This is a genomic window from Brevibacterium sp. FAM 27836 (assembly GCF_051351055.1).
In the GTDB taxonomy this organism is placed as follows: domain Bacteria; phylum Actinomycetota; class Actinomycetes; order Actinomycetales; family Brevibacteriaceae; genus Brevibacterium.
Genome location: NZ_CP195711.1, coordinates 2,562,067 through 2,584,828, shown reverse-complemented (window position 1 = coordinate 2,584,828; position 22,762 = coordinate 2,562,067). Strand labels below are relative to the sequence as shown.

The window sequence follows — 22,762 nt, the reverse complement described above, 5'->3', positions numbered from 1 at the left end:
GCTGGTCCGGCTCAGTCCGCGGGCCCGGCTCAGTCCGCGGGCCCGACTCAGCCCGCGGCCGCCTCGGTGCCGTCGGGCGCCTCGGTGCCATCAGCCGCCTCGGTGCCGTCGGCCGGGTTCGCGCCCGGGTCGGGGTCGTCCTTCGGCGGGCAGACGACGAGGACGGCGACGATGGCGATCATGAACAGGGTCGTGAGGAACGTCGGGATCGGGATGATCGGGTCGAGGAGGACGAGGACGGCGCACACGGGCACGGCGAGGTTGATCACCCAGTGGGCGCTGGCACGGATCGCAAGCAGCCACACCCCGAGGACGAACACGACGATCGGCACGGAGACGGTGAAGGTCGCCGCCACCGGATCGAGCGCGCTGACTCCCAGCTGGGAGTCGACCTCGATGCCGACCCCGGCGGAGAACGCACCGGCCGCGGCGAAGATGAGGTAGTGGCCGTAGCCGTAGGTCAGCGCCGCGGGCAGTCCGGTGAGCATCCGATGGTGCGGCGGCCAGAAATAGATCCACCACAGGGCCGCGGTGACGATCAGGCAGAGCACGCCCAAGGAGATGAGCGGCACGAGCTCGTCGACCTCGGAGAAGGCTCCGAACACTGCGTTCGCCGAGGCGAGGAGGGATTCGCCGATGACGATGATCGTGAAGCAGCCGTAGCGGTCGGCGATGTGCTCCGGGTGAAGCGGAGTCGTCCCGCGGGTCTCGGCGACGACGGGGATCGCAAGCTCGAAGACGATGAGGCAGATCAGCACCGCGGTCGGGAGCGTCCCGATGACGGCTCCCGAAGAGGTGGGAATGAACAACCACGCCACCCACAGCACCTGCGCCACGGCGATCCCGCCGACATAGACCAGCGTGGTCGGCCGTGCAGGACCGGCCCGCCGTGATGCCCGCAGCCATTGCGAGATCATCACCACGCGCATGAGCACATAACCGGCGACGAGCAAGCGCAGATCCCCGTGGGCGAAGACCGGTTCGATCCCGGCGGCAAGCACGAGCACCCCGGCCATCTGCACGATCGTGAGCACCCGGTAGGCCCAGTCGTCGACGTCGAACGAGGTCGCGAACCACGTGAAGTTCATCCACGCCCACCAGATCGCAAAGAACACGAGCAGGTACTTTCCCACCCCCTCACCGAGGTGGCCCGCCGTGACCGCGTCCCGCAGGTGAGCCGAGGCGATGGAGACGGCGATGACGAAGACGAGGTCGAAGAACAGTTCGAGCGAACTCGCCGCCCGGCCCGGTTCGTTCGGGTCACGGGGGTGCATCGGCATGAGACGGAAGCGCGGCGGCGCCTTCTCTGTCCCCGGCGCGGTCGGCGTGGCCATCGGTCCTCCAGACGGTCGGTCGCGGTGCCCGTACAGTCTAAGACCGAGCGAATGTCGTGGAACGCGGCCTGCCTCGTCTGTGGCCTCAACTAAGCTTGTGGCGTGCTCAAACCCATCCTGTGGCCGGTGCTCGTGCCGTTCGCGCTCTTCGCCGTCGGCTTGGGTGCGATCATGCCGATCCTCGTCCTCGGTGCACTGTCGCTGGGCTCGACGCAGGCGTTCGCCGCGGCCATCGTCGGCATCATGGGGGCTGTGTCCTTGACGGCCACGGTGCCGGCCGGAATCCTCATCGACCGCCTCGGCGATTTCCGGGCCATGGCCGTGTCCACGGCGGCCGCGATCCTCGTCCTCAGCGCCATTGTGGCGGCCTTCATCTGGGAGTCCCCGGCCTCGCTGCTCGTCTACACGGTCGCGCTCATGCTCTTCGGTCCCGTCTCCGACGTGTGGAGTCTGGCCCGACAGGCGGTCGTCGCCGAGGTGATGCCCTCGGCCGACCTCGCGAAGGCGATGACCGCGCTCGGCGGGACTCAGCGGGTGGGCAACCTCATCGGACCGATGATCGGTGCCGGCCTCATGCTCGTCTTCCCTATCTGGTCGGTGTTCGTCTTCTCCGCCCTCACCGCCGTCGCCGCGATTGTCATCATGGCCCTGCCGATCGCGCAGATCCCGGGATTCGACGATCGTCCCTCTCCTGCCTCGGCGGGTGATTCCGGCCCCGAGGCGGCCCCCACCTCGGCATCGGCCGAACCGGGCGACCACGATGGGCCCTCAGCCGCCTCGGCGACCGGATCCGGACGGGGGAAGGGCCCGAAGAAGGATCGCCGCCCACCCGGGGAGGTGCGGTGGAAGTCGGTGGTGCTCGTGGGCATCACGATCATCACGCTCGCGGCCGCCCGTGCCGCCCAGCCCGTGGTCATCCAGCTGTGGGGCGTCGAGATCGGACTCCACAAATCGTCGATCTCCCTGGTCATCGCCTTCGGCGCCGGGCTCGAGCTCATCGTCATGTTCCTCGGCGCCTACATCAAGGATCACCTCGGTCGGGTCGCGACCCTCGTCGCCTGCCTGAGCATCTTCGGCACCGGGTTCGTCGTCATGGTCGCGGTGCCCGATCTGACCGGAATGGTCATCGCCGCAGCCGTCATGGCCTTCGGCAACGGTCTCGGCGCGGGGGTGAACATGACGATCGGTGCGGACCTGTCCCCGGCGGTCGGGCGGCCTCGGTTCCTCGGCATCTGGGCGATCTTCAACAACGGCGGCAAGCTCGGCGGACCGACGCTGCTCTCACTCATCATCACTGTGACCACCCTGCGGTTCGGGGTGCTCTTCCCGGGACTGCTCGCCTTCCTCGGCGCGGCGTGGATCCTCATCTGGGCCCGCCAGGTCGGGCTGCCCGGAAGGCGGCGACGCCTCGACCCGCCCCGCACGGGCGGAACCCGCGCGGGCTGCCCCTGAGTGGGACGGGCGCCGCACAGGCTCGCCCCGCAGGGGCTGAACCCGGCCACGGCACCGCGTTCGGTGAACGGACTAGGCTGGTGGTGACCGATTCGACGAAGTTCGGCTGAGAGCCCGAACAGGATCAGGAGAGTCATCGATGGAAGCACTGGACGTCGGTGGATATGTGCTGGTGAGCCTGGCCGCACTCGTCTTCCTCTTCCTGCAGTCGTGGTTCGCCGCCACCGTGGTCCGACGCGTCGTCGGCGTTCCCACCGGCTGGCCCCGCACGCTGGCCGTCGGCCTCGTCATGAGCGCCGTCGTGGCCGTGACCGTCCAGTACCTCTATCGGGCCGGCACCGGCCAGAACGTCAGCGGCCTCGACGTCTCCCCCGGAGTGGCGATGCTGTTCATGGTGCTCGCCCTCGGCTGGATCTTCGCCCTGGGCGTCGGCGCCCTCGTCATGCTCGAAGCGGCCTTCCCCACCGGATCCCTGCCCGGCCCGCAGTCGCTGTTCTTCGGGTGGAAGTCCCGCCGTCGCCGCGCCCGCCGCTATGCCCAGGTCGTCTCCATTGCCGTCAGGCACGGGCTCGGTTCCCAGCTGCGCGGCTTCGGCGGGGATTCGCCGGGCCGGGAGGTCAAGACCGCGCGGGCGCTCAAGGAATCCCTCGCCGCAGCGGGGGTGACCTTCGTCAAGCTCGGACAGATGCTCTCAACCCGCCGAGACATCCTCCCGCCCGTGTTCGTCCGTGAACTCGAGACCCTGCAGACGCAGGTCACCCCGGAACCCTGGTCGGTCATCGAACCGGCCATCGAAGAGCGGCTCGGCCGACCGATCCGCGAAGTCATCGCGCACATCAGTCCCACTCCCCTGGCGGCCGCCTCGGTGGCACAGGTGCATGAGGCGACACTGCTCGACGGCACGGAGGTCATCGTCAAGGTGCAGCGGCCGAAGGCGCTCAACCAGGTCACGCAGGACCTCGACATCATCCTGAGGCTGGCGGCATGGCTGAACAAGACCACGACCTGGGGCCGGGATCTGGGGGTGAAGTCGCTGGCAGCGGGGTTCGCGAATACGCTCGAAGAGGAGCTCGACTATCGGATCGAGCTGGACAACATGGCCAGCATCGAGGCCTCGCTCAAACGGTCGGGGAAGTTCGACGTCACCGTCCCACACGGCTACCCGCAGCTCAGCGGCGAACGCCTGCTGATCATGGACCGGCTGCCCGGTCAGCCGGTATCACGAGCTGGGGAGCTGCTGAGCGGACTCAGCGATGCCGAACGATCCCGGTTGGCGACGACGCTGCTGGGAGCCACGCTCGAGCAGATCATCGGTGACGGGATCTTCCACGCCGATCTGCACGCCGGGAACATCTTCATCACCCCCGACGGGAAACTGGGACTTCTCGACTTCGGTGCCGTCGGTCGACTCGATCCGGGCACGCAGACGTCTCTGGGTCTCATGCTCTATTCGATCGATCAGAACGACAGTGCCGGAGCCACCGACTCACTCATCGAACTGCTCGGACGGCCCGACGGGCTCGATGACCGAGAGGTCGAACGCGCCGTCGGCGAACTCCTCCTGCGCTACGGCGGAGGCACCCGTGCGACACAGGGGCAGAAGCTCTTCGACGACCTGTTCAATCTCGTGCTCGCGCATCGGTTCTCCGTGCCGGCGCCGATCAGCGCCGCTTTCCGGGCGATGGCCTCCGTGGAGGGAGCGCTGCTGACGATCGATCCGAATTTCGACGTCGTCGCCGTGTCCCGGCAGGAGGGCAACAGGCTCGTGAGGTCGAAGCTCAAAGGCACGAAGATCACCGATGAGCTTCAGCGTCGGGCGCTGCAGCTGATGCCGATGATCGACCGAATGCCCCGCCGGATCAACAAGATCACCGAGGACCTCGAACGGGGCCGGTTCTCGATGAACATGCGTGTGCTCGAGAATCCCTCCGATCGCAGCTTCCTCACCAGCCTGTTCCAGCAGCTCATCGTCGCCGTCCTCGCCGGGGCCGCCGTGGTGGGAGCGATCATGCTCATCACCAGCAATGAGGGGCCGCTGCTGACGAAGGACATCCGCCTGTATTCCTTCTTCGGCTTCGTGCTGCTCTTCGGCGGCTTCGTGCTGAGCATGCGTTCGCTCATGCTCGTGTTCAAACGCGACGCGGACGAGTAGCGCGACGACTGCGCCTCGGCTCCTCCGTCCTCGACCGAGCTTTCGGGCAGCGCCCTTCGGCACACGAACACGCACAAGCCCCGCGCTCCGCTGTTTCCAGCGGTGCGCGGGGCTTGTTCTGGTGGAGCCCCCTGTCAGACTCGAACTGACGACCTTCGCTTTACAAGAGCGGTGCTCTACCAACTGAGCTAAGGAGGCGTGCCGCAGACAGAGCGTCTGCGCCTACATGATAGTAGTCCATCGGCCGCGCCTGCCACAAAACCGCGGAGGCGACGATGGCCGGCCCCAGCCCCGGCCGGGCGGGCTAGGCTGGTTCCGGTCCGTGTCCAGTCCGGTCCCGGGCCGGAAGCCTCAGGCGATCAGCCCTTGAACTCTCCGGTCGCCTTGAGGATCTCGGCGGCCAGAGCCTGCGCGTCGCTGGTCTTGTCGGTGTGCTTGCCGTTGATGAGCACCCACGGGGCGGCTTCGACGCCGTCGTCCAGGGCATCCTGGCTCGACTTCTCGACGAACTTCTCGAAGCCCTTCTCGCTGACGCAGGACTTCACGGTCTGCTCGGAATCAGACGACAGCTTCTTCGAGGTGTCGACACCGGCCTTCTCGGCGACCTCGAGCAGCTCTTCGTCGCTGCGCCCGTCGCCGCCTTCTTCGGGCTGCTGAGCGTAGAGGGCGTCGAAGAGGTCCAGGGCCTTCTCGGGCTGGCTGTCGATGGCACACGCCGCGAGGTTCGCCGCCCGGGTCGAGTACTCGTTGCCGCTGGACATGCGGTCGAGGAACGACACCGGCTTGTAGTTGACGACGATCGATCCCTCATCGGCGAGCTTCTTGAGCATCGACGAGTTGGTCTGCTCGAAGGCCTGGCAGCCGGGGCACTGGAAGTCGAGGTAGACGGTGACCGTGGCAGCGTCCTTCTTCGCTCCGGCCTCGCTCGGCGCGGGCAGGTCCGAACTCTCACCTTCGGGCATCTTCAACGGCTGCACGAGTGCTTCGTCCTTGCCGACGGTGATTCCGTCGGCGATGTAGTTCTCGGGGTTCGCTGCAGGCTTGCTCTGCTGGAAGACGAGCACACCGACGACGGCAAGAACCGCGACGATGACGACGCCGATGCCGACGTAGAGGACCGTCTTTGCGGTTTTCTCCTTCTTCGCCTGATTCGCCGCGATCTGACGGGCGTTCGCGCGCGCCTTGTTCCGCTTATCGTCTCCGGAGCTGTTCTTCGCCATTGTTCCTCACGTTGGATCGTCTGACATCGGTGCGGCCTGGGGCCCGAACGGTTCGGGATGCCTTCCGCTCCCCGACGGCACCACTGTACCGAAACCCGTCGGGGACCGATTCCCAGAAATATTCAAGGTTCAACTACAACGTTCAACTACCTGCCGCCCGGTGAGGGCGCCTCGTCGCGGCGCACACGGCTTCGGCTCGCCCAGGCTGCATCGGCAGCACGCATCGGCTCAGCTCACACCGGGCCGGGCAGGTGATCGAAGGGGCTGATCGTCAGCGGCCACCAGGACATGGCCGCACCCGATTGAATGACCATCAGGGCGAGGATCACGAGCAGCACGATCACGGCCAGAGCGATGAGACGCCCGAGCTGATTGCGGGTGGCGCCCGAGACCAGCAGCCGCGAACCGTAACGCAGACTCGACGCTCCAGGACCCACCCACAGCACGAGGGCGCCCGCGGCTCCGGCCGTCCACACCGACCACTGTTCGGAGGCTCCGCTGGGCACGACCCCGCCGATGTCGAGGCGAGTGAGCACGAGTGCGGCGGTGGCCGCGATCGCCGGCAGGATGACTGAGGCCACGGAGGTCAGGGCCGAGGCCAGGACAGCGCCAGGCGCCGAGGCGAGCGCCCGCCCGAATCCGCCCGTCTCCAATCCGCGGTCGAACCGATACCGCTGGACCTTCCGATCCAGACGCGTACCGGTGCGTGCGGCAACCGACCAGATGAGTGCGATGAGGCAGACGACCAGAGGGCTCAACGGCATGACGGCCACACCGAGCACGATGAGGCCGAAGACGACCCAACCGCCGCTGCGCACCCGCCGATAGGTCATCGGCATCCACGGTCGGCCGCCGGGCTGCATCCCCTGGCCGCCGGGCGCAATGCCCTGACCATCGGGTCCGCCGGGTCCGGTCCACGGACCCTGACCCTGCGGCTGCATCCCCTGACCGTTCGACCCGACGAAGCCCTGTGCCTGTCCGGGTGCCAGTCCCTGTCCGGGGTGGCCGCCCTGCCCGTGCTGGGCGAATCCGGACCGACCGAGGTCGGCTCCGGCCAGCGGGGATTCCGGGCCGGCCTGGATATTTCCTTCGGGGCCGAGCGGCGCAGCGGTGCCCTGCTGGGGTTGGCCGGGCATCTGCCCGCCCCTGCCGAACTGGTCCGCCCCGTAGCCGGAGCCCGAATAGTTCGATGGTCTGCTGGCGCCGGGATAGTGCGGCTGCCCACCGGGAGTACCGGCGTACTGTCCTGGGTGCGGACCGCCCTGTCCCGCAACACCTGCGGCACCATACCCCGCGGCACCGCCCAGGACCGCGCCACCGGCGGCCGCCCCGGCCGCGCCGAATCCGGCGCCCGGCCCGTCATCGACTGCGGGCATGACCGCGGTTCCGCTCGGCGAACGCTGCACTCCCCCGCCGGCTCCTCCGCTGGGTCCCGATCCGAGCTGCGGCATCCGCCCGGATTCGATGTCGACGAGAGCGTCGAGGATCATCTGCCCCGACGGCCGGCGTTCGGGTTTCGGGTCGAGGCAGGCGGCGATGAGCGGAACGAAGTTCCTCGGTGCCCCGTCAAGATCGAATTTGCCCATGGCGACCCGACCGAGCACCGCTTCGAGGGGGCCGGAACCATAGGGGTTGCGGCCGGTCGCGGCGAAGGCCATGGTCGCGGCCCACCCCCACCAGTCGGTCTTCTCACTCGAGCTCTTGCCGTCGGCGATCTCCGGGGAGAGATAGCCGGGTGTGCCCATGACGAGACCGGTCGCGGTCACTCGCACTTCATCGGCGACCTGCGCGATGCCGAAGTCGATGACCATCGGTTCGCCGTCCATGATCATCACGTTCGCGGGCTTGAGGTCGCGGTGGATGACGCCGGCCTCGTGGACGGCGTTGAGGGCGTCGAGGAGGGCGTGGCCGAAGTGGACGAGCTCATCCTCGGCGAAGGGGCCGTTGTCGCGGACGTCATCGGACAGGGTCTGCCCGTCGACGAATTCGGTGATGATGAACGGCTGCGCGGAGTCGAGCTCGGCGTCGAGGACCTCGGCGATGCGCGGGTGGCGGATGCGCCGCAGGGTCCGAGTCTCGCGGGCAAGGCGCTTGCGCGCGGTCTCGTCGTTGGCGATGTGAGGGTGCAGGACCTTGACCGCGACCGGGTTGTTTCCGCCGTCGACACCGAGGTAGACGACACCCATGCCGCCCGAGCCGAGCTCCTCGATGAGGCGGTAGCCCCCCAGTTCCTGTTCCATCACCTGGCCAAGCCTAGTCGAGCGAGTACAGTTCATTCCAAGGACCGACACAGGAGGAGGCGCAGATGAGCACCGTCAACTCTGCCGATTCACACACCGAAACCCAGTACGGAGACAGCGATTTCGTCGTGGTGGCCAACCGCCTTCCGGTTGATCGCGACCCCGAGGACGAAAGCCGAGGATGGCGCACCTCACCTGGGGGTTTGGTCACAGCGGTGGCTCCCGTGATGAAGGCCCAGGAGGGTGCGTGGATCGGGTGGACCGGGGTGCCGGATCAGGATTTCGACCCCTTCACCATCGATGGCATGCACCTGACCCCGGTGACCCTGACAAGTGAGGATGTCCGCAGGTATTACGAAGGGTTTTCCAACGCGACTCTGTGGCCGCTCTACCACGATGTCATCGTCCCGCCCGAGTTCCACCGCACATGGTGGGATGCGTATGTGCGGGTCAACGAGCGCTTCGCGCAGAAGGTCGCCGAGGTGGCTGCGGAGTCCGCGACCGTGTGGATCCATGACTATCAGCTCCAGCTCGTTCCGCTCATGGTTCGTCGTATGCGCCCCGATGTGGCCATCGGCTTCTTCAACCACATTCCGTTCCCGCCCTATGAGCTCTTCGCTCAGCTGCCGTGGCGGGACGAGATCCTGAGGGGCCTCCTCGGCGCCGATCTCGTCGGGTTCCAGCGTCCGGCGGATGCGGCGAACTTCCGCCGTGCGGTCCGTGGTCGGCTGAACTTCACGACGAAGGCCTCGACGGTCCTCGTGCCCGAGGGCGAATCCCTGGCCGCGCATGTCGTCCGCGCCGAAGCCTTCCCGATCTCGATCGACACCCCGTATCTCGAGCAGCTCGCCGAGGATCCCGACATCGTCGAACGGGCCCGGCAGATCCGCGAGGATGTCGGGAATCCGAAGGTCGTCATGCTCGGGGTCGACCGGATGGACTATACGAAGGGCATCCGGCACCGGCTCAAGGCCTATGGGGAGCTCATTGCCGAAGGCCGGCTCAACGTCGAGGATGTCGTGCTCATCCAGATCGCGACCCCGTCGCGGGAGCGGCTCGAGCAGTACAAGATCATCCGGCATGACGTCGAGCTCGCCGTCGGGCGGATCAACGGAGAACAGGCCGATGTCGGATCGATTCCCGTCCGCTACCTCCACCATTCCTATCCGCGCGATGAGATGACCGCGTTCTTCCTCGCCGCCGATGTCATGCTCGTGACCGCTCTGCGCGATGGGATGAACCTCGTCGCCAAGGAGTACGTGGCGTGCCGGAAGAACGATGACGGGGCGCTCGTGCTCTCCGAGTTCACGGGCGCGGCCGAGCAGCTCAAGGGGGCGGTGATGGTCAACCCGCACGACATCGGCAACCTCAAGGCCGGAATCCTCGAAGCCGTGGAGATGGATGAGAAGACGCGCACGCGGCGGATGCGGCAGATGCGGCGGAAGGTCGATACGGACACCGTGAGTCTGTGGTCGAAGAACTTCCTCGCCGAGCTCGACCACATCAAACACAATCCCGAGGCCATCGTCCCCGACCGTCCCGTGGTGCAGAAGAGCCGGACCGCTCCCCCACCGGATACCCCGGCAGCGCCGTCGGATCGTGCGCAGCGGTCCGAGGACGCCGACTGGGTCTCCGAGATCTCCACCGCCCGCTAGAAGACACCTGGTGAGAATGGAAACGACAGTGCCCTCCCCTGCCCTGATGACCCCCGCCGAGGTGGATCTGCGTGAGCTCGTCACCGCCGATTCGCTGCTCCTCGCCCTGGATTTCGACGGGGTGCTCGCTCCTCTGCAGGATGATCCGGAGACGTCCCGGATGGTGCCGGCTTCGGCCGCGGCCATCGCCGAGCTGGCCCGGCTGCCGCACACTCGGGTGGCCTTGGTCTCCGGCCGTGACATCGCGACCCTGCAGCGGCTGACGCAGGTGCCCGAAGCGGTGTGGATGATCGGTTCCCACGGCGCCGAAGCCGACCTCGGCGCCGAAGCCGATCCCGGTGCGGGTTCCGAACTCGGCACGGATGCTCATCTCGACGTCGAGGCTGATGTCGGCGCGGGTTCAGCGCTCACCCGGTCCCCCGAGCTCACACCGCACGAGCAGGAGATGCTCGCGGCCATCGACGCGCACATCGCGGCCTTCGAACACGCCCTGCCCGAGGCGGGAGGCTTTTCCGATGTCCTCGTCGAGCGCAAACCCTATTCGCGCACGGTGCACACGCGCGGTGTCGCCCCCGAGGTCGCGGCGGCCCTGCACGAGCACGCCACCGAGGTCGCTGAGGAGTTCCCGGCCATCCGCGTCATCGAAGGCCACGACATCACCGAACTCGCGGTGAAGCAGGCGACGAAGGGCGACGGCATCCGGCTGCTCGCCCGCGCCGGGGCACCGAGTGCGATGGGCTACCTCGGCGATGATGTCACCGACGAAGACGCCTTCGCCGCCCTCGCCGAGCTCACGGCTCCCGCCTCGTCGCCTGTCTCATCGCCTGCAGGCGCGGGCGACGCTCAAGCGGACTCGGCACAGCCCGCCCTCGACGCCGGCCTGACCCTCAAGGTCGGGACCGCCGCGACCGCGGCCACCTGGCGGATCGCCGATCCCGCGGCCGTCGCCGAACTCCTCGGCCGCCTCGCTCGGGAACGTGCCGAGCACCTCGGTGCCGGTCGCCACTGAACTGGACTCACCGACCCAGGGTTCGAACCGCGGTCGGGCACGGCCGCCTCGGCGAGGGGCGGGTCCGATTCCGTCCGCCTGGGCGTCAGCGGCGCTGCGGGGGAACCGCGCTGGCGCGGAGCACAAGGTCGGGGTCGACCGTGTAGTCGACGTGCACGCGCTTCTCACCGGCGGCGATCATCGTCCGGATCTCATCGATCGCCGACTGCGCCACGGTCGTCCAGTCATAGACGACCTGCGACAGCGGGGGCTGAACGACGTCGGCGTCGGGAACGTCGCCGACCGTGAGCAGCGACAGGTCCCGGGGGACGTCGAGCTTGAGTCGCTGCGCGGCCTCGAGCAGACCGAACGACAGCGAGGGAGCGCAGGCGATGACGGCCGTGCAGCGCAGGTCGAGGAGCTCATCGGCGGCGGCGACTCCGGCCATGGCACCGCCGGCGGCCTCGACGACGGGGGCCTGATCGCGGGTCGCGGGGATGTGGAGGATGCCGGCCATCGCCTTGCGGAATCCGGCGATGCGGGCCGGTGCCGCGGAGTCGCGCAGCACCGCCAGTCCGATGCGGCGGTGTCCGAGGTGGACGAGGTGAGCCACGGCGGTGTCGATGCCGCCGGTGGCGTCGAGGTAGATGCGAGAGATCCCGTCGTCGTGGCGGGCGTTCGAGATGCGAATGAGCGGCAGTCCGCGTTCGCCGAGCATCCCGGCGAGCGCTCCGGCCGCACCTCCGCCGACGACGATGGCGCCGGAGACCCTCGGACCGCCTTGGTCATCGCCGAGGATCGTATCGGCCAGAGCCGCATTGCGTTCGGCGATCGCCTCGACGTGGACGACGGCGATGCGCAGGGCGAACATCCGGTTCGTCAGGATCTCTGCCAGCCGTGAATAGGGATCGACGTTGCCGGCGGAGACGGCAGGTTTGATGAGCGCGATGAGCGGCTCCCCGGTCCCGGCTCCCGCCGGCTGAGGACGTCCGATGTGCTGGGTCTCGGGACTGTGACCGGCGGCTCCGAGGATGGCCAGCGCCTGCTGCACCTTCGCCAGCGAGGCGGCTGAGACCGAGTCGGGGTCACGCAGGGCTCGGGAAGCGGTGGCCTTCGAGACTCCCGCGGCGCCGGCGATCTCGGAGAGGCGGACGTGCCGGTGTTCGGGCTGCGGCTGGCCCGGGTGGTGGCCGGTCATTGTCTGGCCGCCGTCGTCGAGGTGCGGGCGATGAGTCGCGGGCGGAAGACCGGAGGCACCGTCGGCAGTCCGGTCGGTGTGATGCGCAGGGTGTTGAGAGTCGCGGCGATCAGCGCATTCGACAGACCTTCGACGTCGAGACCGAGAACCGTGGCAGGAGGGCCGGTGAATTTCATCGTCGGGGAGTCGCCGAAGCCGACGACAGACATGTCCCGCGGCACCTGCAGATGCCGGTTGCGCAGTCCGTGCAGTGCCCCGTGCAGCTGCAGAGCGGATTGGACGATGACGGCGGTGCAGGTCGCATCCTTGAGTTCGAGGACGGCCCGGGATCCGCCGGAGAACGACTTCGGCACGCGGGCGATCCAGTCCTCGAGGTCGAGCCCGAGGTTCCTCGCCGGGTGCTCGGCACGGAAGCGGCGGATGAGCTGCACGGCGAGTTCGCCGCTGTCGTTGCAGATCAGCCCGATCCTCCGGTGCCCGATCGCTCGCAGATGTTCGAACGCCGTCGTCATCCCACCGCCGAGGTCGAGGCGGGCGGCGATGATATCGGCACTGCCGCGCCCGGACTCACTGCTGGGCTCACCGCCGGGGTCGTCGCCACCGGCTGCGGACTGTTCGTCGACCCGGATGCAGGGGATCTCGGTATGCAGACTCGTCAGGGTCGGGGTCACGAGAGCCACGGCACCGGCATCGATCGCCACTCGCAGCGGCTCCGGATCGGTCTCGACCAACGGGCGGGTGACGAGCAGATCATGATCCTGCAGGGCTTTGGCCACCCGGGTGCAGACCTGGACCTGCCAATGTTCGGGATTGCCCGGAGCGCTCACCGCCACAAGCCGCCTCGGCGCGTCATGGAGCAGGGTCGAACGCGAGTATCCGAGCTCGTTCATCGCCTCGAGGACCTTCGTCCGCGTCGCCGCGGCAACGGCATCGCGCCTGCCGAGGACGCGAGAGACCGTGGCCAGGGACACTCCCGCCCGGGCGGCGACCTCCTCCAGCGTGACCTTCATACCTTGCAGTCTACTTTCGGCCGATGTCTGCATCTGTGCACTGTGGTCGTGCTGAGAATCACTCTACGCTTTGTCGAATAGACTGAGCACCCGACCGATCCACCCCGTAGGATAAGGGTGACTGAGCATCCCCGCCAGGTCACCGACGACCAGCTGCTCACCGATTTACCCAAAGGAGGACGTATGTCAACGGTGTCGTTGAATGGCCTCAGTCATATCTACGAGAACACGACGTCCGAATCCGTACACCCCTTCAACCTCTTCGTCGACACCGGCGAATTCCTCGTCCTCTACGGCCCTTCCGGGTCGGGCAAATCGACGATCCTGAGGATGCTCCACGGGCTCGAGACCCCGAAGACGGGCACCATCCTCATCGACGGCGTCGACATCACCCATGCCGCCGTCAACGACCGCGACGTGACCCTGGCCCTGGAGAGCTACGCCCTCTACCCGCACATGAGCGTGCGCGACAACCTCGGCTTCGCCCTCCGGGTCGACGGACTGCCGGCCGAGGAGATCACAGACCGCGTCGAAACCGTGATGGACAAGATCGGCCTCACCGAGATCCTCGATTCCGTCCCCGGCGACCTCACCCAGCTGCAGCGGCAGACCGTGGCCCTGGCCCGGGCCGTCGTGCGCCGCCCGAAGGTGCTCATCATGGACGAGCCCGTGGTCAACCTCGTCCCCGAACAGCAGTCCGAGACGCTGGCGCTCATCAAGAAACTGCAGCAGGAATTCGGTCTGACCACCATCTACGCCACCTCCGACCTCGAGGACGCGAAGATCCTCGGCGACCGGATCGCCTTCCTCGACCACGGTCGGCTCATCGGGGTGGAGACACCGGAACTCGCCGAGGCGATCGTGGCGTCGATCTCCGACACGGACTCCTGAACCGTGGCGGGCACCCCGACTCCCGGTGACTCCGCGGCCGGGACCGCCGCCGCGATCGCCCGTCCCCCTGCGCCGCAGATCCACACGATCCGGGATTCCAACCATGCCCAGCTGGCCGAACTGCCCTGGCATCTGCCCTTGGCCGACTGGCCGGAGACCCTGCTCGGCGGTCTGCCCCGCGGCATCTCCCGTCATGTCGTGCGCTATGTCGAGATCGGCGACGAGGTACTCGCGATCAAGGAGACCGAGGACAAGCAGGCGGTGCGCGAATTCGACATCCTCGGTGCACTCGGCAACCTCGATGTCCCTCTCGTCGAACCCCGCGCCATCGTCACCGGCCGCACCACCGCATCCGGCCAGAAGCTCAACGGCGCACTCATCACCGCGTACCTCGAGTTCTCACTGCCCTACCGTGCCCTCTTCTCCCGGGACCTCGCCCGGGACACCGGCGATCGCCTCGTCGACGCCCTGGCCGTGCTGCTGGCCCGCCTCCACCTGGTCGGCTTCTTCTGGGGCGATGTGTCCCTGTCGAACACACTCTTCCGCCGCGACGCCGACGCCTATGCCGCCTATGTCGTCGACGCCGAGACCGGGGAGCTGCACGATCAGCTCTCCGACGGGCAGCGGAACATGGATCTGCGGATCGCACGGATGAATATCGCCGGAGACTTCCTCGACCTTCAGGCCGCGGGCCTCGTCGCCCCGGAGACCGACCCGCTGGCGGCCAGCGAACGCCTGTGCGAGTCCTACAACGCCCTGTGGGCGGAGCTGACCCGGGTCGAGGAGTTCAGCGTCAACGAACGCTGGCGCATCGACGAACGCATCCGCCGACTCAATGCCCTCGGCTTCGACCTCGGCGAGCTGACCGTGACGACCGATATCGACGGCATCAGCCTGCTCGTCGAACCGAAGATCGTCGAACCCAACCACCACTCCCGGCGTCTGCTGCGCCTGACCGGCATCGGCGCCAACGAGAACCAGGCCCGCGCGATGCTCAACGACCTCGATTCCTTCCGCTCCGCCCCGGAGATCGCCGAGGTCGACGAACTCGATGAATCCCAAGCCGCCCGCCGGTGGCTCGACGAGGTCTACAAACCGCTCATCCAGGCGATCCCGCAGAACCTCACCCGCAAGCTCGAGCCAGGTCAGATCTTCTACGAATTCGCCGAACACCGCCGCACCATGGCCCGCGCCCGCCAACGCGACATCCCGACGATGGAGGCCATCGCGTACTTCATCGTCGACTACCTGGCGAACCTGCCCGACGAGATCCGCTACGTCGACAGCAAGAAGTTCTGAACCCGCGCCGTTCCACAAGGTGAAACGACGAGGGCGGGGCCGCCTCGGCGGGCATACCTTGGAACTCGACGGAGGCGACGATGACGTCCCTCTCGCACCGATTCCGCCCTGGAAGGACCCCGATGACCACGAACGAGCTGATGCCCACGAACGAGACCAACCCGTCGATCACCTCCCTGTTCGACCTCAGCGGACGCACGGCCGTCGTCGTCGGGGCCGGATCCGGGCTGGGCCAAGCCAGCGCCATCGGCCTCGCCGATGCCGGTGCCCACGTCATCGCCGCCGACCTCAACCTCGGCGGCGCCGAGGACACCGCCGCGCTCATCTCCGCCCGCGGTGTCGGATCCGCTGAGGCCCGCGCCGTGGACATCACGGACACGGACTCCGTCGAATCTCTCGTCGCCGACCACGCCGATGCCCAGGCCCTCGTCGTCACCCCGGGGGCGAACGTGCGCAAACGCCTCACAGCGACCAGCGATGACGAGTTCGATCGGGTCATCGACATCAACCTCAAGGGCACGTACCGGCTGCTGCGCGGGTTCGGTCGGGAGATGGCGACCCGCGGTCGCGGCTCGATCGTCACCTACGCCTCGTTCCGGGCACTGGCCATCGAACCCGGACAGGGGCTCTACGCCGCGGCGAAGGCCGGTGTCGTGCAGCTGACGAAGACTCTCGCAAGCGAGCTCGGCGGGCAGGGTGTGCGCGTGAACGCGGTGCTGCCCGGACCCTTCGACACCCCGCTCACCCAGCAGATCAAGGCCGACGAGAGGTGGTGGGGCGCCTACGCGGACAAGACCGCACTGGGCCGGTGGGGACGCCTGCACGAAATCGCCGGGCCCGTCGTGTTCCTCGCCTCGGACGCCTCGAGCTACGTCACCGGCCATTCGCAGCTCGTCGACGGCGGGTGGATGGCACAGGACGGACGGTTCACCCCCGACGTCTGAGATCTCGCCCGTCGGGCTCGACGTCTGAGATCTCGCCGGTCGGGTTCGGCAAGCGTGGTTCCCGATCGTCGGGCTCGACGTCTGAGATCTCGCCGGTCGGGTTCGGCAAGCGTGGTTCCCGATCGTCGGGCTCGCGGTGTGAGATCCGCGACGATTCATGCCGCCGATGCCCGTGATCGCGGGGCTCCCACCCGAAGAGTCATGTATTTTTATGCAAAACTATGTATATGACCGTTTCGCCTGATCCATCCACCCCGCCGACGCCCACCCCCACCGGGGTGCTGCGGCAGCTGGGACGACGCAAATCGATCAGCGCCATGACCGCAGAAGCGCAGGCCGCAGCGGAGTCCGGTGAGTCCGGTGGTCTGCGTCGGACCTTCGGCGTCTTCCAGCTGACGATGATCAGCGTCGGCGCCACCTTGGGCACGGGAATCCTCGTCATCCTCGGCGAGGCCGTTCCCGTTGCGGGTCCCGCCGTCTGGCTGGCCTTCGTCCTCGCAGGACTCACGGCGCTGCTCTCGGCAGTCAGCTATGCCGAGATGGCGGGCATGGTTCCGGTGTCGGGATCGAGCTACTCGTACTCCTACGCCACCCTCGGCGAGGGTGTGGCCTGGGTCTGCGGCTGGTGTCTCGTGCTCGAATACGCGGTCTCCGTGGCCGCGGTCGCCGTCGGAGCCGCCGACTACGTCAATGAGACCCTGCGCGTCTTCGGTCTCGAGCTGCCGGCTGCGCTGACCACAGGACCCGGTCTGGCGGACAATCCCGGCGGGGTCATCAACGTCTCCGCGCTCGTCGTCGTGGCTCTGGCGACCGTGCTGCTCATGCGCGGTGCCCGAGAGTCCGGCATCGTCAACACGATCCTCGTCTTCGTCAAGCTCGGCATCCTCGTGTTCTTCGCCATCGTCGCCTTCACCGCTTTCAAGGCCGGCAACTTCGCTCCGATGCTGCCGATGGGCGCCGCCGGTGTCACCGCGGCCGCCTCGAGCGTGTTCTTCTCCTATATCGGCTTCGACGCCGCCTCGACAGCCGGTGAGGAGGCGAAGAACCCTCGGCGTGACCTGCCGCGGGCGATCATCTTCTCGATGCTCATCGTCACCTCGATGTACGTCCTCGTCGCCGTCACCGCGATCGGCGCCCGTCACTGGCAGTGGTTCGAGTCCGCACACGCCCCGCTGGTCCAGATCGTCGAAGAGATCACCGGGTCGAACATCGCCGTGCTCGTCTTCGCCGTGGCCGCGGTGCTCGCGATCTTCTCCGTGGTCATCACGGTCCTCTACGGGCAGTCGCGGATCCTGCTGACGATGTCCCGCGACGGAATGGTGCCGAAGATCTTCAGCCGCGTCTCCCAGCGCACCGGCACTCCCCTGGTCGGCACGCTCATCATCGGCGGACTCGTGGCGCTCACCGCGGCGTTCATCCCCCTCGGCGAACTCGCCGACGCCACGAGCATCGGCACGCTCTTCGCGTTCTGCCTCGTCAATCTCGCCGTCATCTACCTGCGCTTCAAGCGCCCCGATCTCGACCGGTCGTTCAAGGTCCCCTTCGGCCCGGTCGTGCCGGCGCTGGGTGCGCTGGCGTGTGCGTTCCTCATGGTCAACCTCGGCGGTCGGACCTGGATCGTCTTCGGCGTCTGGATGGCCGTCGGTGCGCTGGTCTACTTCACCTACAGTCGCCGCCATTCCGTCGTCGGGCAGCTGTCCGAGACCAGCTATCGCACCACCGTAAACTCCTAATTGCTACGTGACGGCGGCGCAGCAACCTCGCGCGAGGTTGCTGCGCCGCCGTCGGGTAGCAATGGGGAGGGTCAGGGGCGGCGGGAGCGGGCCACCTCGTAGAGGGAGACGGCCGCGGCGATGCCGGCGTTGAGCGACTCGGTGGTCGCGGCGATCGGGATCGACACGATCTGGTCGCACTTCTCCGAGATCAGACGCGAGAGCCCCTTGCCTTCGGAGCCGACGATGATGCACAGCGGGTCCCTGGTGAAAGTCAGCTCCGGCAGCTCGACGTCGCCGTCCATGTCGAGGCCGACGACGAAAACGCCTCGCTTCTTCAGCTCATCGATGGCCCGGGCGAGATTGACGACCTGGGCGACGCGGATCCGCGCGGCGGCTCCGGCCGAGGTCTTCCATGCCGCGGCCGTCATCGAGGCGGCGCGACGTTCGGGGATGATCACTCCGTGCCCGCCGAAGGCCGCGGTCGAACGCACGATCGCACCGAGGTTGCGCGGATCGGTCACGCCGTCCAGAGCCACCAGCAGCGGAGTCTCGGCGCGATCGGCCGCGTAGTCGAGCAGATCGGAGGGATCGGCGTAGTCATACGGCGGCACCTGCAGGGCGATGCCCTGGTGGATCGCGTCATCGGTGAGCCGGTCGAGATCGGGCTTGCTCGCCTCGAGCATCGAGATCCCCCGCTGTGTGGCCAGGGTGATGGCCTCACGGACCCGGTCATCGGAGTCGATGCGCCCGGACACGTACATCGCGGTGGCCGGAACGCCTTCACGCAGCGCTTCGAGCACCGAGTTGCGCCCCGCGACCATGTTCGGCCCGAGCTCCTTCTTCTTCCGCTTCGCCTGCGCCGAGGCGTTCGCGGACTTCCGGTGCTGCGCGGCCTTGTGTGCCTTGTGGTAGACGCGATCCTCGGCCTTGGGCGTCGGCCCTCTGCCGCGCAGGCTGCGCTTGTTCTTACCGCCCGACCCCTTGGTCGGACCCTTCTTCGAACCGCCGGAGCGGGGTGTGGAAGCCATGTGATTCCTATCGGATGCGTTGGGAGTCACGGGCCTGCGCCCATGACCGAAGTTCGTGGTCCTCAGCCCTCGCCGAGGTGGTAGCGGTAACCGTCGGCCGTGTCCTCGATGATGACGCCGGCCGCGGCGAGTTCGTCGCGGATGCCGTCCGCGGTGGCATAGTCCTTTGCCGCCTTCGCCTCGGCCCTCTTCTGCGCCATGGCGGCGACGAGGGAGTCAAGCGCGGATTCGGCCTTCGCATCGGCCGCAGATGCGGTCCATGCCTCGGCGCTGGGATTGACGCCGAGGATGTCGAGCATGAGTTCGACCTCAGCGACGACCGTCGCCAGACCCTCACAATCACCTCCGGCATCGAGAAGCTTCGCCCCCTCGGTGACGGTCGCGAAGACCACAGACAGGGCTCTGGGCACACCGAGGTCGTCATCGAGGGCCGCGGCGAACTCGACGGGAACGTCGACGCTGCGTCCGGCGTAGCCGTCGGTGACGTCCGGCAGCGCGGGGGCCTGCGCGCCGAGCGTCTGGCGGGCACGCTGGAGGAAGTTCTGCAGACGCTCGAGCGAAGCCGCCGAGCGTTCCATCGCCGTGGTCGAGAAGTCGAGGATCGACCGGTAACCAGCTCCCGTGAGGAAGTAGCGCACGGCCAACGGGCTGAAGCGTTCGAACAGATCGGAGGCGAAGACCGAGTTGCCCAGGGACTTCGACATCTTGTCCCCGCCGACGTTGAGCAGGCCCGAATGCATCCAGATGTTCGCGAAGCCGTCACCGGCCGCCCGCGACTGAGCGAGTTCGTTCTCATGGTGCGGGAAGCGCAGGTCGAGTCCGCCGCCGTGGATGTCGAAGTTCGACCCCAGGTACTTCGTCGACATGGCCGAGCATTCGATGTGCCAGCCCGGACGCCCCCGGCCCCAGGGTGAGGGCCAGGAGGCGGTGATCGGCTCGGATTCCTTGTGCGCCTTCCACAGTGCGAAGTCCCGGGCGTCCTTCTTCCCCCGCAGCTCGGCGCCCTCGGACAGCTCCATGTCCTCGAGCTTCTGGTTGGTCAGGGCACCGTATTCGCTCCACGAGGCGGCGTCGAAGTAGACATCGGCACTGCCGTCGAGTGCGGGGTAGGCATGACCGGCCTCGATGAGTCGGGAGATGAGTTCGATCATCTCGGTGATGTGCCCGGTCGCACGCGGTTCGCTGCTCGGCGGGAGCACGTCGAGTGCGTCGTAGGCGGCGGTGAAGGCCCGCTCGTACTTGAAAGCGTGAGCGAACCACTCACGACCCTCTTCGGTCGACTTCGAGAGGATCTTGTCGTCGATGTCGGTGACGTTGCGGACCATCGTCACCCGGTAGCCGCTGTAGAGCAGCCAGCGACGCAGGGTGTCGAACACCGCTGCAGACCTCAGGTGCCCGATGTGCGGTTCGCCCTGCACCGTGGCGCCGCAGACGTAGATCCCCACCTGACCGTCGCGGACGGGGCGCAGTTCTTCAGTCGTGCGGCTGGCAGTGTTGTAGAGCGAGATAGTCACGCCCACAAGTCTACCGGGCTTGGTCGCTTTCCCCGTTTTCCCGCATTCGATACCAGACTGTTATGCACATCACGTGATGTACAGCACATCGCACAGTGAATTCCCAGTAAAGTGGAATCATGCAATGAAGTCCGTTGCGGGAACCTTTCTCGTATAGCGGACTTCAGACGTGCCTGCCGGTCTCACAGATGAGACTGCGAAGGCGATCCCCGGTCTCGAAGATCCGCGATCGGTCAAGAAAGGACATCATGTCGACTAAGTCATCACCCCAGAGGGAGGTCTTCGTCTCCCGCTCCGCGTTCATCTTCGCGGCGATCGGATCGGCGATCGGCCTCGGCAACATCTGGCGCTTCCCGTACGTCACCTATGACAACGGCGGCGGCGCCTTCATCATCCCCTACCTGGTCGCACTGCTGACTGCGGGCATCCCTCTCCTCTTCTTCTACTACGCCATGGGCCACCGTGCCCGGGGATCGGCTCCGCTGGCCTTCCGCATGACGCACAGAGCGGCCGAGCCCATCGGCTGGTTCGCCACCGGTGTGGCCATCATCATCGGCATCTACTATGCGGCGATCATCGGCTGGGCCGGTTCCTTCATGTTCTTCTCCCTCGGCGAGTCCTGGGGAGACGACGCGGAGGGGTTCTTCTTCACCGACTACCTCCAGATGGGCGACCCGGGCATCTCGTTCGATTTCGTTCCCGGAGTGCTCATTCCGCTCATCATCGTGTGGGTCGTCGTCCTGGGCATCCTCCTCCTGGGTGTGCAGAACGGCATCGCGGCCTTCTCGAAGATCTTCATCCCGCTGCTCATCGTCCTGTTCCTCGCCCTGGTCATCCGCTCGCTGTTCCTGCCCGGTGCTGTCGACGGCCTCAACGCTCTGTTCACCCCGGACTTCGCAGCATTGGGCGACCCAGGAGTGTGGATCGCGGCCTATGGTCAGATCTTCTTCTCCCTGTCGATCGGCTTCGGCATCATGATCACTTATGCCTCCTACCTGAAGAAGAAGACGAACCTCACCGGCGCCGGCCTCGTCGTGGGCTTCTCGAACTCCGCGTTCGAGATCCTCGCCGGCATCGGCATCTTCGCCGCACTCGGCTTCATGGCCACAGCGCAGGGCGTAGCGGTCGGCGATGTGGCGACCGACGGCATCGGACTGGCTTTCGTCGGCTTCCCGACGCTGATCTCCGAGATGCCCGGCGGAGCGATCTTCGGGTTCGTGTTCTTCGCCTGCCTCGTGTTCGCGGGACTGACCTCGCTCATCTCGATCGTCCAGGTGCCGATCCAGGCCCTGCGAGAGAAGTTCGGCGTCGGCAACAAGGCTTCGACGATCTGGGTCGGCGGAGGAATGGCGGTCATCTCGCTGCTGCTTATGCCCACGATCACCGGCCTCTACGCCCTCGACACCATGGATGCGTTCGCCAACAACATCGGCATCGTCGGCTCGGCCATCCTCGCCATCGTCGTCGTCTGCTGGATGCTGCGCATGATGCCGAAGCTCAGCGGTCACCTCAATGCGGTCTCGAGCTTCAAGCTCGGCATCACCTGGATGATCCTCATCTCGATCACCGGGCTCGTCCTCCTCTACATGCTCATCTCGCAGATCATCAACTACGCGACGAACGGCTACGAGGACTATCCGGCGCTGATCACCGGCACGTACGGCTGGGGCATGATCGCCCTCCTCGTCGTGGCAGCGATCATCCTCTCGGTCGTGAAATGGCCGAAGAAGACACTGGAGGACATGGACGTCGCGATCGCCGACTCCGTGGCCAATGAGAAGACCGAAGACAACAAGGGAGCACTGTAATGGGCACGTCAGCAATCGTCATGATGATCATCGCCATCGTCACCGTCTGGGGCGGCCTCGGCGCTGCGATCCTGCATCTGCGCAAGCACCCGGACGAAGGATGATCCGACTCGGATGACCGCCCAGCGGTGATCCGACGGCCAAGGCGGTTCGATGCTCTGCGCATCGGACCGCCTTCGTCGTCTGCGCCCGCCTCGGCCGAGCCCTCCCGGCCCCAGCCCTCCCCGCCCCAGCATCCGCCGATCTTCCCGACTCCAAGGCACGCAGGACCGAAGCGCTGCCGTCTGCAGGGATCTGCCCGCTCAGGGTCCGGA

General features: G+C 67.0%; 17 protein-coding genes and 1 tRNA gene. 10 read left to right on the top strand and 8 right to left on the bottom strand.

The features are described 5' to 3' along the window. Positions 1–47 precede the first annotated feature (47 nt). On the bottom strand, positions 48–1,334 hold the full coding sequence (locus ACSE4D_RS11515; RefSeq protein ID WP_436325976.1) for a low temperature requirement protein A: 1,287 nt from the start codon (positions 1,332–1,334) through the stop codon (positions 48–50). Between the two features lie 102 nt (positions 1,335–1,436). On the opposite strand from ACSE4D_RS11515, the gene ACSE4D_RS11510 reads away from it, so the two are divergent. Further along, positions 1,437–2,786: an MFS transporter gene (locus ACSE4D_RS11510; RefSeq protein WP_436325975.1), complete on the top strand. Its 1,350-nt coding sequence runs from the start codon at positions 1,437–1,439 to the stop codon at positions 2,784–2,786. A gap of 139 nt (positions 2,787–2,925) precedes the next feature. Beyond that, positions 2,926–4,938, top strand: coding sequence for an ABC1 kinase family protein (locus ACSE4D_RS11505; RefSeq protein WP_436325974.1), 2,013 nt, complete (start codon positions 2,926–2,928; stop codon positions 4,936–4,938). 122 nt (positions 4,939–5,060) lie between these two features. Here ACSE4D_RS11505 and ACSE4D_RS11500 read toward each other — a convergent pair. From ACSE4D_RS11500 to ACSE4D_RS11490, 3 genes are all read right to left on the bottom strand, one after another. Next, positions 5,061–5,136: transfer RNA gene (locus ACSE4D_RS11500), tRNA-Thr, on the bottom strand. A gap of 161 nt (positions 5,137–5,297) precedes the next feature. After that, positions 5,298–6,158: a DsbA family protein gene (locus tag ACSE4D_RS11495; protein ID WP_426937095.1), complete on the bottom strand. Its 861-nt coding sequence runs from the start codon at positions 6,156–6,158 to the stop codon at positions 5,298–5,300. 233 nt (positions 6,159–6,391) lie between these two features. Then, on the bottom strand, positions 6,392–8,398 hold the full coding sequence (locus tag ACSE4D_RS11490; RefSeq protein WP_426937094.1) for a serine/threonine-protein kinase: 2,007 nt from the start codon (positions 8,396–8,398) through the stop codon (positions 6,392–6,394). A gap of 65 nt (positions 8,399–8,463) precedes the next feature. On the opposite strand from ACSE4D_RS11490, the gene ACSE4D_RS11485 reads away from it, so the two are divergent. Both ACSE4D_RS11485 and ACSE4D_RS11480 read left to right on the top strand, forming a co-directional pair. Further along, positions 8,464–10,053 (top strand): alpha,alpha-trehalose-phosphate synthase (UDP-forming), encoded by a 1,590-nt coding sequence (locus tag ACSE4D_RS11485; RefSeq protein WP_426937093.1) that lies wholly within the window; start codon positions 8,464–8,466, stop codon positions 10,051–10,053. Positions 10,054–10,069: 16 nt separating this feature from the next. Further along, complete coding sequence (locus tag ACSE4D_RS11480) at positions 10,070–11,062, top strand: trehalose-phosphatase (protein ID WP_436325973.1); 993 nt, start codon at positions 10,070–10,072, stop codon at positions 11,060–11,062. An 85-nt stretch (positions 11,063–11,147) separates the two neighbouring features. On the opposite strand, the gene ACSE4D_RS11475 is transcribed toward ACSE4D_RS11480, so the two are convergent. Continuing rightward, the gene (locus ACSE4D_RS11475) at positions 11,148–12,239 is read right to left on the bottom strand and encodes a LacI family DNA-binding transcriptional regulator (protein WP_135539190.1); all 1,092 of its coding nucleotides are present in this window, start codon (positions 12,237–12,239) and stop codon (positions 11,148–11,150) included. Next, a complete protein-coding gene (locus ACSE4D_RS11470; protein WP_425119898.1) occupies positions 12,236–13,249 on the bottom strand; it encodes a LacI family DNA-binding transcriptional regulator in 1,014 nt (337 codons plus the stop codon). The genes ACSE4D_RS11475 and ACSE4D_RS11470 overlap by 4 nt, the downstream gene beginning before the upstream one ends. A gap of 117 nt (positions 13,250–13,366) precedes the next feature. Between ACSE4D_RS11470 and ACSE4D_RS11465 the strand changes: the two genes are divergently transcribed. From ACSE4D_RS11465 to ACSE4D_RS11450, 4 genes are all read left to right on the top strand, one after another. Further along, complete coding sequence (locus ACSE4D_RS11465; RefSeq protein ID WP_436325972.1) at positions 13,367–14,140, top strand: ABC transporter ATP-binding protein; 774 nt, start codon at positions 13,367–13,369, stop codon at positions 14,138–14,140. Positions 14,141–14,143: 3 nt separating this feature from the next. Beyond that, a complete protein-coding gene (locus tag ACSE4D_RS11460; protein WP_436325971.1) occupies positions 14,144–15,439 on the top strand; it encodes a DUF4032 domain-containing protein in 1,296 nt (431 codons plus the stop codon). Positions 15,440–15,561: 122 nt separating this feature from the next. Beyond that, positions 15,562–16,383 carry an SDR family NAD(P)-dependent oxidoreductase gene (locus ACSE4D_RS11455; RefSeq protein ID WP_425119896.1) on the top strand — a complete coding sequence of 274 codons (822 nt, stop codon included), beginning with the start codon at positions 15,562–15,564 and terminating at the stop codon, positions 16,381–16,383. Between the two features lie 227 nt (positions 16,384–16,610). Then, a complete protein-coding gene (locus ACSE4D_RS11450) occupies positions 16,611–18,116 on the top strand; it encodes an amino acid permease (RefSeq protein ID WP_135539196.1) in 1,506 nt (501 codons plus the stop codon). A 71-nt stretch (positions 18,117–18,187) separates the two neighbouring features. On the opposite strand, the gene rlmB is transcribed toward ACSE4D_RS11450, so the two are convergent. Both rlmB and cysS read right to left on the bottom strand, forming a co-directional pair. Continuing rightward, positions 18,188–19,126 (bottom strand): 23S rRNA (guanosine(2251)-2'-O)-methyltransferase RlmB, encoded by a 939-nt coding sequence (rlmB, locus tag ACSE4D_RS11445; protein ID WP_135539198.1) that lies wholly within the window; start codon positions 19,124–19,126, stop codon positions 18,188–18,190. Positions 19,127–19,188: 62 nt separating this feature from the next. Then, complete coding sequence (cysS, locus tag ACSE4D_RS11440; protein ID WP_135539200.1) at positions 19,189–20,640, bottom strand: cysteine--tRNA ligase; 1,452 nt, start codon at positions 20,638–20,640, stop codon at positions 19,189–19,191. A gap of 248 nt (positions 20,641–20,888) precedes the next feature. On the opposite strand from cysS, the gene ACSE4D_RS11435 reads away from it, so the two are divergent. Both ACSE4D_RS11435 and ACSE4D_RS11430 read left to right on the top strand, forming a co-directional pair. Then, positions 20,889–22,448 carry a sodium-dependent transporter gene (locus tag ACSE4D_RS11435; protein ID WP_135539202.1) on the top strand — a complete coding sequence of 520 codons (1,560 nt, stop codon included), beginning with the start codon at positions 20,889–20,891 and terminating at the stop codon, positions 22,446–22,448. After that, complete coding sequence (locus tag ACSE4D_RS11430; RefSeq protein ID WP_135539204.1) at positions 22,448–22,552, top strand: methionine/alanine import family NSS transporter small subunit; 105 nt, start codon at positions 22,448–22,450, stop codon at positions 22,550–22,552. Before ACSE4D_RS11435 ends, ACSE4D_RS11430 begins: the two co-directional genes overlap by 1 nt. Positions 22,553–22,762: the final 210 nt, after the last annotated feature.

Coding starts and splice junctions, on each gene's coding strand:
- ACSE4D_RS11515 (WP_436325976.1), bottom strand. CDS start 1,334: ATGGCCACGCCGACCGCGCCGGGGACAGAGAAGGCGCCGCCGCGCTTC.
- ACSE4D_RS11505 (WP_436325974.1), top strand. CDS start 2,926: ATGGAAGCACTGGACGTCGGTGGATATGTGCTGGTGAGCCTGGCCGCA.
- ACSE4D_RS11495 (WP_426937095.1), bottom strand. CDS start 6,158: ATGGCGAAGAACAGCTCCGGAGACGATAAGCGGAACAAGGCGCGCGCG.
- ACSE4D_RS11490 (WP_426937094.1), bottom strand. CDS start 8,398: ATGGAACAGGAACTGGGGGGCTACCGCCTCATCGAGGAGCTCGGCTCG.
- ACSE4D_RS11485 (WP_426937093.1), top strand. CDS start 8,464: ATGAGCACCGTCAACTCTGCCGATTCACACACCGAAACCCAGTACGGA.
- ACSE4D_RS11480 (WP_436325973.1), top strand. CDS start 10,070: ATGGAAACGACAGTGCCCTCCCCTGCCCTGATGACCCCCGCCGAGGTG.
- ACSE4D_RS11475 (WP_135539190.1), bottom strand. CDS start 12,239: ATGACCGGCCACCACCCGGGCCAGCCGCAGCCCGAACACCGGCACGTC.
- ACSE4D_RS11470 (WP_425119898.1), bottom strand. CDS start 13,249: ATGAAGGTCACGCTGGAGGAGGTCGCCGCCCGGGCGGGAGTGTCCCTG.
- ACSE4D_RS11455 (WP_425119896.1), top strand. CDS start 15,562: ATGACCACGAACGAGCTGATGCCCACGAACGAGACCAACCCGTCGATC.
- ACSE4D_RS11450 (WP_135539196.1), top strand. CDS start 16,611: ATGACCGTTTCGCCTGATCCATCCACCCCGCCGACGCCCACCCCCACC.
- rlmB (WP_135539198.1), bottom strand. CDS start 19,126: ATGGCTTCCACACCCCGCTCCGGCGGTTCGAAGAAGGGTCCGACCAAG.
- ACSE4D_RS11435 (WP_135539202.1), top strand. CDS start 20,889: ATGTCGACTAAGTCATCACCCCAGAGGGAGGTCTTCGTCTCCCGCTCC.
- ACSE4D_RS11430 (WP_135539204.1), top strand. CDS start 22,448: ATGGGCACGTCAGCAATCGTCATGATGATCATCGCCATCGTCACCGTC.